The 16,365-nt window shown below is 42.6% G+C and carries 13 protein-coding genes; 5 read left to right on the top strand and 8 right to left on the bottom strand.

Annotation, left to right across the window (positions count from 1 at the left end; translation table 11 throughout):
- Window positions 1-115 precede the first annotated feature (115 nt).
- Together clpB and ftsA are read right to left on the bottom strand one after the other, a co-directional pair.
- On the bottom strand, window positions 116-2,680 hold the full coding sequence (gene clpB, locus KF820_03520) for an ATP-dependent chaperone ClpB (GenBank protein ID MBX3457414.1): 2,565 nt from the start codon (window positions 2,678-2,680) through the stop codon (window positions 116-118).
- 70 nt (window positions 2,681-2,750) lie between these two features.
- A complete protein-coding gene (gene ftsA, locus KF820_03525; GenBank protein MBX3457415.1) occupies window positions 2,751-4,025 on the bottom strand; it encodes a cell division protein FtsA in 1,275 nt (424 codons plus the stop codon).
- Between the two features lie 141 nt (window positions 4,026-4,166).
- Here ftsA and KF820_03530 point away from each other — a divergent pair, with 141 nt between their 5' ends.
- On the top strand, window positions 4,167-4,712 hold the full coding sequence (locus tag KF820_03530; protein MBX3457416.1) for a hypothetical protein: 546 nt from the start codon (window positions 4,167-4,169) through the stop codon (window positions 4,710-4,712).
- Here the strand turns inward: KF820_03530 and KF820_03535 are convergent.
- On the bottom strand, window positions 4,699-5,187 hold the full coding sequence (locus tag KF820_03535) for a DUF4167 domain-containing protein (protein MBX3457417.1): 489 nt from the start codon (window positions 5,185-5,187) through the stop codon (window positions 4,699-4,701). The genes KF820_03530 and KF820_03535 overlap by 14 nt on opposite strands.
- A gap of 275 nt (window positions 5,188-5,462) precedes the next feature.
- Between KF820_03535 and KF820_03540 the strand changes: the two genes are divergently transcribed.
- Window positions 5,463-7,073: an autotransporter domain-containing protein gene (locus KF820_03540; protein ID MBX3457418.1), complete on the top strand. Its 1,611-nt coding sequence runs from the start codon at window positions 5,463-5,465 to the stop codon at window positions 7,071-7,073.
- Window positions 7,074-7,245: 172 nt separating this feature from the next.
- On the opposite strand, the gene prmC is transcribed toward KF820_03540, so the two are convergent.
- The 3 genes from prmC to KF820_03555 all read right to left on the bottom strand — a co-directional run bounded on the left by prmC (window position 7,246) and on the right by KF820_03555 (window position 11,442).
- Window positions 7,246-8,079: a peptide chain release factor N(5)-glutamine methyltransferase gene (gene prmC / locus KF820_03545; protein ID MBX3457419.1), complete on the bottom strand. Its 834-nt coding sequence runs from the start codon at window positions 8,077-8,079 to the stop codon at window positions 7,246-7,248.
- Window positions 8,076-8,843: an NAD kinase gene (locus tag KF820_03550; GenBank protein ID MBX3457420.1), complete on the bottom strand. Its 768-nt coding sequence runs from the start codon at window positions 8,841-8,843 to the stop codon at window positions 8,076-8,078. The genes prmC and KF820_03550 overlap by 4 nt, the downstream gene beginning before the upstream one ends.
- A 115-nt stretch (window positions 8,844-8,958) precedes the next feature.
- Complete coding sequence (locus KF820_03555) at window positions 8,959-11,442, bottom strand: hypothetical protein (GenBank protein ID MBX3457421.1); 2,484 nt, start codon at window positions 11,440-11,442, stop codon at window positions 8,959-8,961.
- Between the two features lie 96 nt (window positions 11,443-11,538).
- Between KF820_03555 and tilS the strand changes: the two genes are divergently transcribed.
- Window positions 11,539-12,609, top strand: a complete 1,071-nt coding sequence (gene tilS / locus KF820_03560; protein ID MBX3457422.1) for a tRNA lysidine(34) synthetase TilS — start codon at window positions 11,539-11,541, stop codon at window positions 12,607-12,609.
- Between the two features lie 10 nt (window positions 12,610-12,619).
- The gene (tsaE, locus tag KF820_03565) at window positions 12,620-13,048 is read left to right on the top strand and encodes a tRNA (adenosine(37)-N6)-threonylcarbamoyltransferase complex ATPase subunit type 1 TsaE (GenBank protein ID MBX3457423.1); all 429 of its coding nucleotides are present in this window, start codon (window positions 12,620-12,622) and stop codon (window positions 13,046-13,048) included.
- A gap of 59 nt (window positions 13,049-13,107) precedes the next feature.
- Here the strand turns inward: tsaE and hemA are convergent, their stop codons facing one another.
- Entirely contained in the window at window positions 13,108-14,319 is a 1,212-nt protein-coding gene (gene hemA, locus KF820_03570) for a 5-aminolevulinate synthase (GenBank protein MBX3457424.1), read from the bottom strand.
- 76 nt (window positions 14,320-14,395) lie between these two features.
- On the opposite strand from hemA, the gene KF820_03575 reads away from it, so the two are divergent.
- On the top strand, window positions 14,396-15,730 hold the full coding sequence (locus KF820_03575; GenBank protein ID MBX3457425.1) for an exodeoxyribonuclease VII large subunit: 1,335 nt from the start codon (window positions 14,396-14,398) through the stop codon (window positions 15,728-15,730).
- Here KF820_03575 and KF820_03580 read toward each other — a convergent pair.
- Entirely contained in the window at window positions 15,717-16,325 is a 609-nt protein-coding gene (locus KF820_03580) for a YggS family pyridoxal phosphate-dependent enzyme (GenBank protein ID MBX3457426.1), read from the bottom strand. The genes KF820_03575 and KF820_03580 overlap by 14 nt on opposite strands.
- Window positions 16,326-16,365 lie beyond the last annotated feature (40 nt).

The raw sequence follows: 16,365 nt of genomic DNA on the forward strand, positions 1-16,365 counted from the left end.
CTGTCAAAATGTTACGATTCTTTTCAAAAAAAATATCCATGCAAATCGTGATATCAAGTCATGATTAACATGGATAAAATCAATCAAACCAAGAAGAACAAAGCACGGACCCGTTTTACGTCAGCACCAGTTCCCCATCCTTTTCAGTGAAAGCAACCGTTTGTCCGTCCTTAATGTCACCGTTTAAAATCTTAAGAGCAAGCGGGTCTTGAAGGTTACGTTGGATCACACGCTTAAGAGGGCGCGCCCCATAAACAGGATCATATCCGGCCTCAGCCAACCATGCTAAGGCTTTGGCATCGAGGACTAACTCAATCTTACGATCCGCCAAGCGTTTAGCCAGCTGAGCAATCTGAATTGTGACAATGTGTGTCATATTCGCTCGGCTCAGGCGATGAAAAATAAGGATCTCATCAAGGCGATTAAGGAACTCTGGCCTAAAGGCATTGCGGACAACCCCCATGACTTGATCGCGCATCAGCGGTGTCACGTCAGACCCCGAATCCGCCGCCAAAAATTCAGCTCCCAAATTTGATGTCAGGATAATAACCGTATTGCGAAAATCGACGGTACGTCCTTGGCTGTCAGTTAATCGTCCTTCATCCAAGACTTGAAGCAGCACATTAAACACATCCGGGTGCGCTTTTTCAACTTCATCAAACAAGACCACCTGATACGGGCGACGACGAACTGCCTCAGTCAGTGCACCACCTTGCTCATACCCAACATATCCGGGAGGTGCGCCAATCAATCGTGCAACCGAATGTTTTTCCATATATTCAGACATATCGATACGCACCATATGGGTTTCATCATCGAATAAGAACTCAGCCAAAGCCTTTGTCAGCTCAGTCTTACCGACACCCGTCGGACCTAGGAACAAGAACGATCCAAGCGGACGATTCGGATCTTGCAAACCAGCCCGCGAACGTCGAACAGACTGGGCAACCGCTTTCACAGCTTCATCTTGCCCAATGACACGCTTGCCCAAATTTTCTTCCATATGAACCAACTTGTCATTTTCGCCCGTCAGCATTTTCTCAACAGGAATCCCCGTCCACCGTTCAACGACTGCTGCAATATCTTGATCACTCACTTCTTCGCGCAAGGATTTTTTACCCCCTTCTTTAGCCAAATCAGCCAATTCCTTTTCAAGATTTGGGATTAAGCCATAGGTAATTTCACCAGCCCGAGTCAAATCTCCTCGGCGTTGTGCCACCTCTAGTTCCGAGCGCAAAGTATCTAATTGTTCCTTCAGTTTATGCGCATCATTAATCTTGCTCTTTTCAGCGCGCCATTTCCGAGTCAGTTCATCAGATCGCTCTTCTAAATCTGCGAGCTCTTTCTCAAGCTTTAAAAGACGATCTTTAGAGCCCTCATCATCTTCTTTTTTCAGGGCTTCACGTTCAATCTTAAGTTGAATAATTCGGCGATCAAGCTCATCAATATCTTCAGGTTTTGAATCCACAGCCATACGAACACGGCTAGCAGCTTCGTCCATCAAGTCGATTGCTTTATCCGGCAAGAATCGATCACTAATATAGCGATTCGATAAGGTACAAGCCGCAACAATCGCATTATCACTAATCCGGACGCCGTGGTGGATCTCATATTTTTCTTTCAAGCCCCGTAAAATCGAAATTGTGTCTTCAACTGTCGGTTCTTCAACAAACACAGGTTGAAAACGCCGCGCCAGAGCTGCATCTTTTTCAATATATTGGCGATATTCATCGAGCGTTGTCGCCCCAACACAATGCAGTTCCCCGCGTGCCAAAGCAGGCTTAAGCATATTGGACGCATCCATGGCGCCATCGGCCTTTCCCGCCCCAACAAGGGTATGCAATTCATCGATAAACAGAACAATATCGCCGGAAGCATGAGCAATTTCATTTAAAACAGCCTTCAAGCGTTCTTCAAATTCACCGCGATATTTAGCCCCTGCAATCAACGCTCCCAAATCCAACGACATCAGACGCGTATCTTTCAAGGCCTCGGGCACATCGCCATTAACAATACGAAGAGCCAACCCTTCGGCAATAGCAGTTTTTCCAACACCAGGCTCACCAATCAAAACAGGATTGTTTTTAGTACGACGCGATAGGACTTGAATCGTACGGCGAATTTCTTCATCCCGACCAATGACCGGATCTAATTTACCTTCACGTGCCACGGCTGTTAAGTCTTTGGCATAGCGATTTAGAGCATCAAATGTATCTTCGGCATTCTGCGAATCCGCCGTTCGGCCTTTGCGGACAAAAGCAATTGCTTCACTCAATTTTGCTGCCGTTAGTCCTGCTGATTCTGCAAGTTTTTTAGTCGGATCAACCGAACAAAGCCCAAGAAACAGCATTTCTGCCGTCACAAATTGGTCCTTCATTTTAGTCGCCGCTTGCTCAGCTACATCCATAACTTTGGCAAACTCTTGACTCAGGTAAACACCACCCGCACCTGAACCGGAAACTTTTGCAATTTTGGCAAGTTCAGCTTCAGTTACAGCATGAAGTTTCTTTGCATCTCCACCAGCTTGGGCGGTTAGTTTTGCAGCCACCCCTTCTGGATCATCCAATAAAATTTTCAGTAAATGAAACGGGGTGAGTTGTTGGTGCCCTTCGCGAACTGCCAGCATTTGTGCCGACTGAATCATCCCTTGGGCTCGTTGAGTTAAGCGATCTTGATTCATCATATAACCTCCGGGTTTTATTGGTTACATTATAACAGATTTTTAAACCAGACAGAGAAAGATATTTTACTCAAAAATTCTCGCGGATCCAACCAACAACACGTTGAACCATATTGTCTGCTGGCGCAGGCTTAGCCAAGACGGCATGGTCTTCACTGAGAAAATCGCGCATGGCAAATTTAAGTAACCCACCACATACAGCAAAAGACGGCGTTGAGACAAAATCACCACCACCATTAAATCCGATAGGCGATCCAACACGAATTTGCTTTTGCCACTTTTGCGCAGCAAGCTCGCGGATACCGGGCAATTGACTGGCCCCACCCGTCAGGACAATGCGTTGCCCCACGATACGATCCATCCCTGAATGTTGTAATCGTTTCCAAACAAGATCAAGGGTTTCCTCGGCACGAGCTTTAATAATATACACCAACAAAGACTTAGGGACCTGATGAGTTGCTGTTATATTACCCTCACCCAATTGTGGGACAATAATACTCTCGCGCTCATCGGATGAAGATGTAATCGTCGTGCCATATAATGTCTTTAGACGTTCAGCCTGTGATAACGGCGTTGATAATCCACGGGCAATATCGCTCGTGATATGCCCCCCACCAACAGGAATACTATCCACATGAACCAATGCACCGTCTAAAAACGAAGCAATTGTACTGCTAGCACCGCCAAGATCAATCACAGTTACGCCTAAGGCTTGCTCATCGTCGTCAAGAGTAGACAATCCAGCAGCATAAGGAGCGACGACAAATCCAGCAACACCTAAATGACATCGTTCAATACAATTTGTAATATTCTGCATAACTCCATTAGCAATGGATACGATATGCAGACTTGCTATAAGTTTCTTACCCAATAGGCCCCGCGGATCCCGAATTCCGAACTCATTATCCAACGCATAGGTTACAGGTAAAACATGGATAATCTGGGCGTTTTCTTTAACAAAGGCTTGGCGCCCCATGGCCAGCAATTGACGAATATGGTTATCATCAACTGGCGAATTCCCAAGAGCCAACTCGACATCCAAAGTATGAGAACGCGCACTCGCTGCAGAAATACTGACATAAACTTCATCGATGGTCTCACGGGCCATTTGCTCAGCCGTGTGAACCGCATTCAGGATCGAATCCTCCAAAGACTCAAGATCCGTCACAACACCATTTCGTATACCTTGTGATAACTGATGCCCAACACCAACGACACGCAAACCATCACCGCTAGCACGCTCATCAACGCGCGCAATAGCACAGCATATTTTATTACTCCCTAAATCCAGAGAAGCAAAAACATCCCGTCGTCGTTTATGTGTTTTTTTAAAAAAAAGTGTCATAGTTATATTCTACACAAAATGACAAACTTTACACAGAAGAAAGTGATTAAGGAATTCATCAAAATCCACATAATTATTTGACACCCTAGTGACCTCATGCTTGAATTTTTATAGAGCTCAATCCAAGATAACATATTTGTTATGTCCATGCCTTACCTGCCGTCAGAGGATAATGACAGAATTGTCATAGAAGCCATGATCCACCACGATTGCGCCCATCTTATCTTTCAAAGCTTGATTGATGGCACACCGCTCACTAAAATTAAATCACCGGAAACATACCATATAACCCTAGGGTTTATCCACTCTATTCACAAGTCCGAAACGTCAGAGCTAAAAAGTTTCCTACAGATGTTTATCGATCAATATATTAACCCTGTCGACTTACAACAAACGATTTGTCGTGCCGGTCAATTTCAGGATAACAATGCCGTTGTTTTGTTTTTTCAAAACCCGATAAGCCTAAGACTCCTATCGAAAACAATTCACAAACATCTTTTAAAATTCAATGGTATTAATCCCTATGACTTTAGTCGTCATAGTCAACCTCAGAACTACAGGCCGCACATGACAATTGGGGACGGGAACCGGCGCAGCGTCATCATAATCAATGATCGGATCCGAACATCAAATACCCCACACATCATCATGTCAAGCGAAATTCAAGCCCGCATTATTCCGCGCTAGAGTCCCCTTGCACAGGAGCAGCATCCACTTTATTAACACGAGGTTTACGATTTTGTCGACGTGGCGGTGTTTTAACAACTTCTGGCTCAGATGCACTTTCAATAATAACTTCAGATACCTGTTGATCAGAGACTCGGTCAACACCTGTTGATTCACTGATAGCAGTTTCTTTTTCAGCCTGAGATTCCTGTTGCTGAATCTGCTGCGCTCGTTGTTGTTCTTTATACTCATTGAGAATGCGCAAATAATGGTCAGCATGCTGATAAAAAAATTCCGCCTGAACACGATCCCCGGACGACAAAGCATCCTTAGCTTGATTCATATAACGTTCATAATTCTGCGAAGCAACGCCATACCTTGGCCTAGATTCGGGGCGTTCATAAACACCAGAGCCGTGAGATCGACTATTATTAGAATGACCATTGTTATTATTACGACGTGGTGCCGATCCACGAGATCGATTTCTTCTTAACATTAAAAATACCTAATTAATTTGAAAACATTACGCCGAGAGACGAGCATCATAACCCGAGAACTGATCTCAATCGGCCATAGCTTTACATAAGCTTATGATTATCGTAGCAAGACTTATCCATAATTGCCAAGTATTATTTATACCTCTCAAAAAAATAACAAAACACAAAAAAAGATCTCTAAACCAAAAATTAACCTTTAATCAATTAGTTCACAGAGCAGCAAAAAAAATTCAATAATTAAGAATGGTTCATTTAAAATTATAGTGATTAGTTTATGCAGAACAATACATCAAAAACACATCCACCCAGCAACAAGCTATTATATAAACTCACGGTTATTGCTATGCTTGCGTTATCAAATCAGGCCTATTCATCACAAAGCTGGCCCCCGAGTCCGAACCCTTATAATCTCGAAGCAGTTTTTAATGAGGGTGACATTGCAACAATTACACCAGGTGTTGATCTTCAGCTACAAGGCGGTAACCTTATGTTTAATGCCGGATCAAAATTGATCTTCCAAGCAAATGGCACAAACTTTGGAACAATAGATGCTACCACTCCGCCAGCAATGGTCACCCTCTCTGATGGAGCAGAAGTCATTTTTGATGTTATCGGTACCCTTCCTGCTAATGGTGAATACACTTTGGTCAGAGGTTATTTTGGTTCAGAATCTACTCCTCAAGTTATCTTAAGGAATGGCACTGGTCTGTCAATATCAACGTTATCTAGTTTGAGTGAAACTGGATTTTTGAAAATTATCATCACAGGCGGGAAAAGCATACCCTTACCCGACATTCTTCTCAGTAATGCCAATGGCATTAGCTCTACCGTGTTTACAACGACTATTCAAAATAATATCGTCCAATCCTCATGCGAGTCAGGCAGATCAGGGGCAAACTTTAACTCAAGTACACCTCAAGAATTTCTAAAAGATATGCAACGCTTCATTGCACATACGAAAAGATTTCAGTCAAAGTTTATGCCTTTTAAATCAATGCCCGGCGCCAAGTCTTACTCTATTGACATGATGCGGGTCCTTGGTGAAGGCCAACTCCCGCAAAGTCAATTTGAACTCAAGGATATTGGCACAAGAATATGGATGACAGGCCTGTATAATTACGCTAGCAATAACCTTGACAACCGCAAATTCACAACAGATTCCCGCGGTTTTCAATTTGGTATCGACTCAATCAATACGTCTATTCCTATCGGAGTTTCTTTTGCTTACCTTGCTACAAAACCACGTTTAAACCGTATGCGCGCTGGACTAAGCCGTTCAACACAATTTGGATTATATGGTGGCAACCTATTTAAGAATATAATGCTTTTTGGATCTGTTTCTTATGAACGTTCTCACAACAAACTCCAGCACCTAACCAACAAACAACACTATTCAACAAACAGTTTTGGTTTGTATGGTATGGCATCATATTTATATTATGTGGCAAAACGCAACTTACTCGAAACATTGGTGAACTTTAACTTTGGTCACACCTGGACCCCAAGAATCAATACATTTACCAATGATGTGCAAGTCAATACGATCAAAGCACGCGAAACAAATAACTTTATAACTCAACTGGGATGGCGTTTTAGTCATTTTCTTTTATCGAAAGATCCAAACGTAAACCCAGTAAAACTATTCGCCCAAATTCTATGGTCTCATAATTACAAAAACAAACTTAAACAGAGTCGAGTACAGCTCAGTCAGGGACAGATTGTATCAGCCGGACAAGGGCAACGACAGCCAAAAAATACGGCGGATATCGGAGCAGGAATCATTGTTCGCAAATGTGATCTGGACTTTTCATTCACAATTGGCAGCAGCTTTGCTCGCAAGGCACGAAATCATTCAGGAATAATTGGCATTCGCATGCCCCTATAAGAATTTTATATTAAGGAGAATACTTATGAATCAATCAAAAATAACTGTTCTAATCATAATGACCTTAGGGATCACTATCTTTTCCGCATGCACGGAAATACAGAAAGACCTAGAACAAATTGGACAACCTGAACAGTGTGCAAGCATGTAACACAAGGGGATGCAGAATCCCCTATCTTTTATTCTTAAAAACTAAACAGCGATCATGACCTGCCAAATCCTGATGCAGAGAGACAAGATCAAACTCAAAAAATTGAGCTATCTCTATAACAGCTGTTGCTTGGCGATAGCCAATTTCAAAAACAATAAACCCACTCGGCGTTAAAAACCTTGATGCAGACTCTAGCATTCTTCGATAATCCGCAAGGCCCCCGTCATCAGCAAACAAAGCATTCTCCGGATCATGCAGTGTTTCATTTGATAAAACTTCATCTCGCGCAATGTAAGGGGGATTTGATATAATAACGTCAAAAACTCCCTCAACATTCTGAAACCAATCCGACTGAACAAACATAACTCTTTTTGAAAGGTTCAAATTTTCTGCATTTTCCTGAGCAACAGCCAAAGCCGCTTGACTAAAATCAACTCCAACGCCCGTCCAGTTTGGTCGCTCTGCCAATAAAGTTAGGATCAAACAGCCAGACCCGGTTCCCAAATCAAGAACCCGTAATGGCTTATTATTAGATGCAAGATTCAGGATAACATCAATAACAGTCTCAGTATCCGGTCGCGGATCAAGCGTATCCTTTGTCACAAAAAAATCTCGACCCCAAAATTCTTTTTTCCCGATTATTTTTGCTAAAGGCTCTCGCTTGCATCGACGACACACCCAATCCTCAAGCTGATTCATCTGTTCTGACGTTAGAATCTGTGGCGGATTAAAAAGAATCTGCTCATGCGTTGTATTTAAAATGGCAGCCAGCATTAAGCGGACTTCACGCACAGGATTGTCAACCCCAGAATTTTTTAGCTGAGTAACACTCTCTTTAAGCAGCTGGTCTATCATACTGAGAATTGTTCACTTAATATGCGATCTTCTAAATCATGATCACGTGTAAACAGAACTCGGAACGGATTGTCCCGATTTTGCTCAACAACAACCTGCTTGACATGATCAACCATTTGATAATCGGCAGAAGCACTAACTGGGCGATCCTGAGCATCGCAAATAGTAAAACAAATCTTGGCAGAACTGGGTAACAATGCCCCCCGCCAACGCCTTGGACGAAATGGGCTGATCGGTGTCAATGCCAGTAAATTTGCACTCAAGGGAACAATAGGCCCATGAGCCGATAGATTATAGGCCGTACTTCCAGCTGGTGTTGATACCAAAACACCATCACTAACAAGTTCTGGCATTCGCTCAATTCCATCCACAGATATTTTAATCTTCCCAGCTTGGGGAGACTGACGCATCAAAGAGACCTCGTTAATCGCATTATGCGCATGTTCATGTCCATGAATATCGATTGCGGTCATACGTAACGGATAAAGTTCATTCACTTCTGCTTCTTGGATTTTATCAATCAAGTGAGCAGATTCAACGTCATTCATTAAAAAACCAACCGTTCCGGCATGAATACCAAAAAATGGAATATCCAGATGTTTTAGATTATGCAAAGCATGTAACATGAACCCATCGCCACCGATCACAACAATACAATCCGCCTCCTCCAATGAGGCAACACTCAATTGTTTTTTAACCTCATCAGCAAAAGCTTGCGCCTTAGGATTACGCGATGGGAATAATGCAATTTTATTATAGTTCATAAGTCAGAATCTCGACGTCTTCACTTCATTTTGGTATACTATCTGGTTACAACAGGTGAGTCAATTCAGCAAAAAACAACTCTTACTTAAATAAGTATCGATTTAAAAAGCTTCACTAACCTTTTTCCGAAAACAACCCTTTTAATCGCTCAGTAAATGTAGAAACTTGTTGAATTGATTGCAACTGCGTTAAGCTAACCTTGGCATCTGATACAGTTAACAATTCAAAAGCTTGACTTCCTGGTTTTCCTTTCATGAATTCTGAAAATTCGGTATTCGCTGCTTTAAGTTTCGCCAGATGCTTATCCATATATAGACATAAGACGTAATTAACAATGGCATGGGCTTTATCAGAATCAGAAAGTTTATAGTGACCAGAGAGTAAATGGTGGTAAACATCCTGAGCTTGCTTCCATTTCCGATCCCCTAGAAAAATTTCAGCTTTATGAATCAGCTGTGCAACCGTATTTCCTAATCCCCCCAAAGCCTTATCTTCTTTTCCTGATTGCAGGTAGATCTCTGACCTCAAAATGGCAGTATCATCAATCAAATCCTTAGGCGTTTCTTTGATTTCATCAAGCGTTTTAAGGGCTTCTTGGAACTTTCTATCAAGATGATAAGCGACAGCCATCCGATACAAAATATGATCACGACGATCCTGAGCATCAGCCCCCTCTTTAACTTTTTGGTTTAAGTATTCACGCAAAAGGTTAACGACAACATCATATAATTCCAGATTTGCCAATATGTTTGTTGCCCGAATCATAATCATATCCCCCTGGTCATTATCCGGTGCAATACTTGTATATTCTTGGAAAATAGAGAGCATCTCAAGAACAGGCAAATGATCTTGCTGAAAATACTTGACCAAGGCTTCTTGCATGAGTTGGGGCAAACCATCTTCATGAGACCGTTTTAAAAAGTATTTAATCGTCTTACGCGCAACAGAAAGTAATTTTGCATATTGCTTTTCTTCCATATATCGGTCAATCAAATATTTGGCAATAACATACTCCAGTTGATCCCCTCGCCATTGAAATCTAAGTTTTTCTAATTCCTTTAATTCTTGATCGGGCGTGATTTTTTTGACTTTATGTAAAAATTTAAGTCTCTCAAACGCAGCAAACACCCCCACCTTTGTATTTGGTGCCTCTTGCCATATGTCAAACAAAGCATTAACAGTGCTCGGATTTTTAGGATCCAATTGCAGATAAGCCGAAACCAATCGGTACATAGGAAGAGCAATCCGTGTGGTTGGGCTATCGCCCTTTAACGTATATTCCTCAAGAAGCTTTTGTTGGTTGCGGAGCAAACCAAATTCCAAAACCCGAACCCATAATTTATCTCGGACAACAGGGGGCAATTTTAATAGGTATTTTTTACCGGCTAAAACACGAGATACCTCAAAAGGATCAATCTTATGATTGCCACAACATAGCGCTATACTTCTCCATAAAGTCACATCTGGCTCATCTTGAATTTCCATAAGATTTTTTTCAGCAGCATCATATTGACCACGCATAAGAGCAGCCAACCCAGCCATCGTTTTCCATAGATTATTCAACTCTAGGTCCGCGTTCTTAGCAAGAATCCCGCGCATAACCCCTTGTGATTCAAGGGCGAGCCCTTGGTAGACATAGTTCCATACCAAATCAACAGCATCTTCAAGCGTTGGGCTTCCTGAATAAACCTTAGCGATCAATTGTCGAACATTTGCTTGTGGGTCGTCTGGGGCAAAATCATCAAAAATCGTTCTTGATGTCACCGTTGAAACATCCATCGTTGCGATAGAATTACCGATACCACCAAGTTTATTAATATAAATTGTTTTGCGCAAATACGTACACTCTAAATCTTCTGACTTCAAATCAAAAGCAACACCTTGATAAGATTCAAGCCTCGTAAAATCCGGATAATCATAAGCGGGGATGATCTTATTCGTTTGATCGGCACAAACAATAAACAAAACATCGCCATCAACCCCAAGGTCAACCGTGATATCGGTCTGGGCGTTTTTTAGCTTTGCCGTAAAAGGTTCTCCTTGATGTCGGGGTTGGAATGTTTCCAGAGCAAACCCATCTGTATCCGGCTTTTCTGACAAAAACTCAATGATGAACTGATTCTGTTTACTATCAATCCTAAGTTGCGGATAGACATGGTCAATTTTCCATCGAACAAGAGTCGCATCATCCGCAGGCAAGATTTCTAAAGCGCTAATTTCTGGCGCCACTGTATCCGACCATTTTTTTTGACTGATATCTGTTGGAAACGATATCGCCAAATAAATGTAGTCCCCCCGTTTGAACAACGCCGGATAAGGTAACCCATTCTCAAATTGTACAATAATTGATGTTTTATTCTCTTTTTGTTCAGACCAAATTTCAGCAGATAGTTTCTTAACCTCTTGTTGATCGGATTGCTTCTTTTGATGATTCGCAACCTGATTTAATTTACGCTCTGCCTTAAGATCTTTTTCAGGCATTTGCTCAAGAAGTTTTAATTGATTTTGGATTGATTCCGTTATCTTTGCTTTATCAAGAGCGTCAGCATACCCCACACCCCAGCTAAGTCCAAGGTAAACAAGACCTTGAAGGATCATCCGGCAAATTGTGTTTTTATTACCCACGGTCAACAATTCATGATATAAAAAAGGGGTTAACTATTTAAATTATCAACGATATTAAACAACACTGCAATGGCTTTGGATTTAGTTACTTTTCAAGAAACCTTTTCTTCTTTGATGACAATACCGTCCTCAAGCCGTATTGCCGTTGCGGTTTCTGGTGGCCCTGACAGCATGGTTTTGTGCCATCTCTTAGGCCAGATGTTCCCCGACATTACAGCTCTTATTGTTGATCATAGGTTAAGGCCAGAATCAACAATCGAAGCTCACCTAACTCAAAATCGTCTGAACGAATTTAATATTCCATCACAAATATTAACATGGTCAGGCAATAAACCATCATCGCGCATTCAAGAGTCAGCGAGGCAAGCTCGGCATTCCCTACTCCAAGACTGGTGCCATCAACACGGCGTCCTGTATTTATTCACTGCCCATCATTTAGATGATCAATGGGAAACCTTATACATGCGCCATCGCCAATCATCAGGTCATCGCGGCATGCAAGGCATTCTTCCTCTTTCATTTAGGGTTTTTGGCGCTCTGATTCGCCCGCTCCTGTCTTATCGCAAAAGTGAAATATTAGATTATGCTCGGGTTCATGATATTTCATATGTCAATGATCCCAGCAACCTAAAGCCAACCTATGAACGGGGATACATCAGACTCAATCGCATAGAAATTGACCAGCATTTTCCCCAAAACAATATTGAAAAAATTATAGCGTCGGCTATAAACAACCGGCGTCTGGTTAACCGGGAAGTATCCCGCTTTATTCGACTTCACGTCAACATCCACCCTTATGGGTTTATGATTATGAGTCATGATGCCTTTTGTCAATTACCCCATCCCGCAAAGGTTGATTTGATCCAACGCATCTGTCAAAGCACCACGGATTATCCTTACCCCATGCCAAAAACCAAAATTGATCACTTAACAGCAGAGCTCAACCTGAAAAAACGAAGCACCTTGGGAGGCTGGCTTTTCTCACCCCGACAAAAAACTATCCTGATCAGCCGAGAGCAACGATCCCAAAAAGATTTAATCTATGTTGACCATAAACCGGTTGATCCCATTAACCTGCCAAGTTATGTTGATTGCCCGAAACTTAATCATTGGGTAAAATTTAAACACGCCCTAACATAAAGGACTTGAGATGCCCTCTTACACTGCTGTTACAGAATCAGAATTAAACAAAATTGCGATATCCCTAAGCCAGAACATCTCTGCCCCGTGCGTCATTTGCCTGTGGGGTGATCTTGGTGCCGGCAAAACAACCTTTAGCCGCGCCTTCATCCAAGCTCTTGCCCCATGCGTTACAGAGGTACCAAGCCCAACATTTACCATCATTCAGGAATACGATACTCCGCTTGGCAACCTATGGCATTGCGATCTCTATCGCCTAAAATCAGAATATGACGCCGAGGAATTGGGGTTATTAGAAGCTTTTCACGATAAAATCTGCTTGATTGAATGGCCAGAACGCCTTAGTCATTACTTACCCCAAAAACGCATCGATATCCGCATCAGCATCAATCCTGACCAAACGCGTCATATTGAGATTGCCCCTCAAGCTGCAAAATGACATTTGCAGTTAGCACACGCGCAACACAGTGACAAAGTCGGGAAGTCAAATGGAATGAGCTAAGCGGCTTGACTAAGTTGATAGTCGCGGTACACGCGCACAAGAGCATTGATCAATTGATCAATATGATCATTGGTATGGGCGGGTGTGATTGTGATTCGCAAGCGTTCTTGCCCGACAGGAACCGTCGGATAATTAATCGGTTGAATATAGATTTTATCTTCGTATAAAAGGCGATCACAAATTTCTTTGCACAAGGCCGCATTGCCAACAACTACAGGCACAATATGTCCCTGCGTTTCGCGATACGGTAAATTTGTCTTGGCAATTTGTTGCTTAAAATAATAGACACGTTGCCAAAATTGATTACGTAATTCCGTCCCTTCACGGATCAATTCCATAGATTTCATGATTGCGGCTGCCGTGGCAGGCGGCATTGATGTGGTAAAGATAAAACCAGAGGCAGCACTACGCACATAATCAATTAGATTACGTTTCCCTGTAATATACCCCCCCACAACACCAAATCCCTTGGCAAAATTACCTTGGATAATATCAATGTCATGCTGAAGCCCTAGTAACTCGGAAACCCCAGCCCCCGACTTTCCGTACATACCAACAGCATGAACTTCATCAATAAAAGTCAATGCATTATACTTTTTGGCAAGAGCTACAATCTCAGCGGCCGGCGCCATATCACCATCCATAGAATAAACGGCCGTGAAAACAATCAGTTTTGGTGTATCTAAAGGAACTTGCTTAAGCTTAGACTCAAGATCAGTCATATCATTATGCTTAAACACATATTTTTCACAACGACTATTGCGAATTCCCTGAATCATCGACGCGTGGTTTTTTTCATCACTAAAGACAACACAGCCCGGTAAATTACCCGCCAACGTACAAATCGTTGCCTCATTAGCGACATACCCGGATGAAAAGACAAGCCCTGCTCCCTTGCCATGAAAATCAGCAATTGCTTGCTCTAACATAACGTGGGGATGCGCTGTTCCTGAAATATTGCGCGTTCCGCCCGAACCTGCACCATAGTTCTTTGCCGCTGAAACCAGCGCATCAACAACATCAGGGTTTTGACTCAAAGCCAAATAATCATTACTGCACCAAACCACAACTTCATCAACTATATCATCATGGTGCCATAAAGCATAAGGAGCACGTCCAACAACACGCTCTAGGTTAATAAACACACGGTAACGCCCTTCTTTTTTAAGGGTCGTCAGGTAATTATCAAAAAAGTTATCGTAATTCATTTTTTCTTGGCCAAAAACTGGTATGATACCACTATAAAACATAATTTTAATTTTATACAATGACAAGGTGACGCGGGTGTCAGAATTACCAATCCTTTCCGAATCAACCTCTCTTATCCCTATTTTATCTGTTAGCGATTTATCAAACACCCTAAAACGGGCCGTTGAAGACCAGTTTGGCTTTGTGCGCATTAAAGGGGAAGTTTCTGGGTTAAAGCGCCACACATCTGGTCATATTTATTACGCCCTTAAAGATGAAAATGCCGTAATGGATGCCGTATCTTGGCGCGGTTCTTATTCAAAAAATCCTGTCCAACTCGAAGACGGCCTTGAAATTATTGCAACGGGACGCATCACGACTTACCCAGCACGATCCAAGTATCAAATGGTTGTGGAAAGTTACGAAGCATCGGGTCAAGGCGCCCTATTAAAACTCTTAGAAGAACGCAAGCGTATGCTAGCAGCCGAAGGACTCTTTGCAGCTGATCGCAAAAAGCAAATTCCTAAACTCCCCAAAACCATTGGTGTTGTCACGTCGCCAACCGGTGCTGTGATTCGGGACATTCTCCATCGCATCAAAGATCGCTTTCCTTGTCATGTGATTGTTTGGCCCGTTGCCGTCCAAGGAACGGGTGCTGCCGAACAAGTTGCAGCAGCCATCAACGGATTTAATGCCTTACAGAACAGACCCGACGTCCTGATTGTTGCTCGCGGTGGCGGGAGCCTCGAAGATTTATGGGCTTTTAACGAAGAAATTGTCGTCCGTGCAGCAGCCAACAGCAGAATCCCTTTGATCTCTGCTATCGGCCATGAAACAGACACAACACTGATTGATTATGCCGCAGATTTACGAGCCCCAACCCCAACGGGAGCGGCTGAATTTGCGGTTCCTGTCTTAGCTGAACTGATTACTTATATTGATGATCGAGCCCGTCGCCATAATGACGTGATGCGTCAAATACTCGAACACAGAACCTTACAACTCACCAGCCTTGAGCGCGGACTCGTTAACCCTCAACGGTTGATTGAAGAAGGTATGCAACGCCTTGATGATTGGTCTGACCGGTTAATACGGGCCCTACCTCAACTCTGTCAAACCCATCAAGACCGACTGATTCATACTTTTGCTCGCCTACGCCACCCAAAAGATCAATTGGACTTATGCTTTGAACGATTTAACCAACTATCCACACGCCTCGACCAAGCTAGTTTTCAAAAAGTTTTAGATCGTGGATTTGCTATGGTGACAACGGGGTCAGGAGAATCCATTACTTGTGCTAAGAAATTCCCGAATACACCGGTTAATTTAACATTTGGCGATGGAAAAGTTGAGGTTATTAAAACGGGCAGTACGGCACCTCGTAAAAAGAGCCCCCCTAAAGAAAACAATCAGCAACCTAGCCTATTCTAGCACCAAACAACGCTGTGCCGAGACGAATGCGGGTACTGCCACAGGCAATGGCTTGTTCATAATCCGATGACATCCCCATGCTCACAACAGGAATATTAACAGCCTGTGCTATAGCCTTTAGCTGATTAAAAAAGGGGACAGGATCCTGACCTGCCGGGGGAATACACATTACCCCTGAAATTGGAAGGTCTTGGGCTATACAATATGAATAAAGATCGTTGAAAGCTTCGGGCATCACACCGGATTTTTGTGGCTCTTTTCCAATATTAACTTGAATCAAAAACTCAGTCGTTTTAGTTTTCTCATGCGCCCGACATTTGATAATTTCATCAACCAGTCGATGCCGATCAATGGATTCGATCCCATCAAACAGCTGTAAAGCTTGTCGCACCTTGTTGGTCTGCAGTGATCCAATCAAATTCAAACGACACTGGGGATTCTCTTCTAATAGCTTAGGCCATTTTAAAACCGCTTCTTGCACACGATTTTCACCAAAGAGCGCATATCCCTGACTAATCAGGGGCAAAATATTCTCAATGGGCTGGAATTTACTCACAGCCATAACATCAACAGGAAGAGAAAGATAATCAATCATTAAAATTATTTTACTGAACTTCAACGCTTTTTTAAAGGGA

The sequence above is a fragment of the Candidatus Paracaedibacteraceae bacterium genome, from assembly GCA_019636055.1.
GTDB lineage: Bacteria > Pseudomonadota > Alphaproteobacteria > Paracaedibacterales > Paracaedibacteraceae > Paracaedibacter.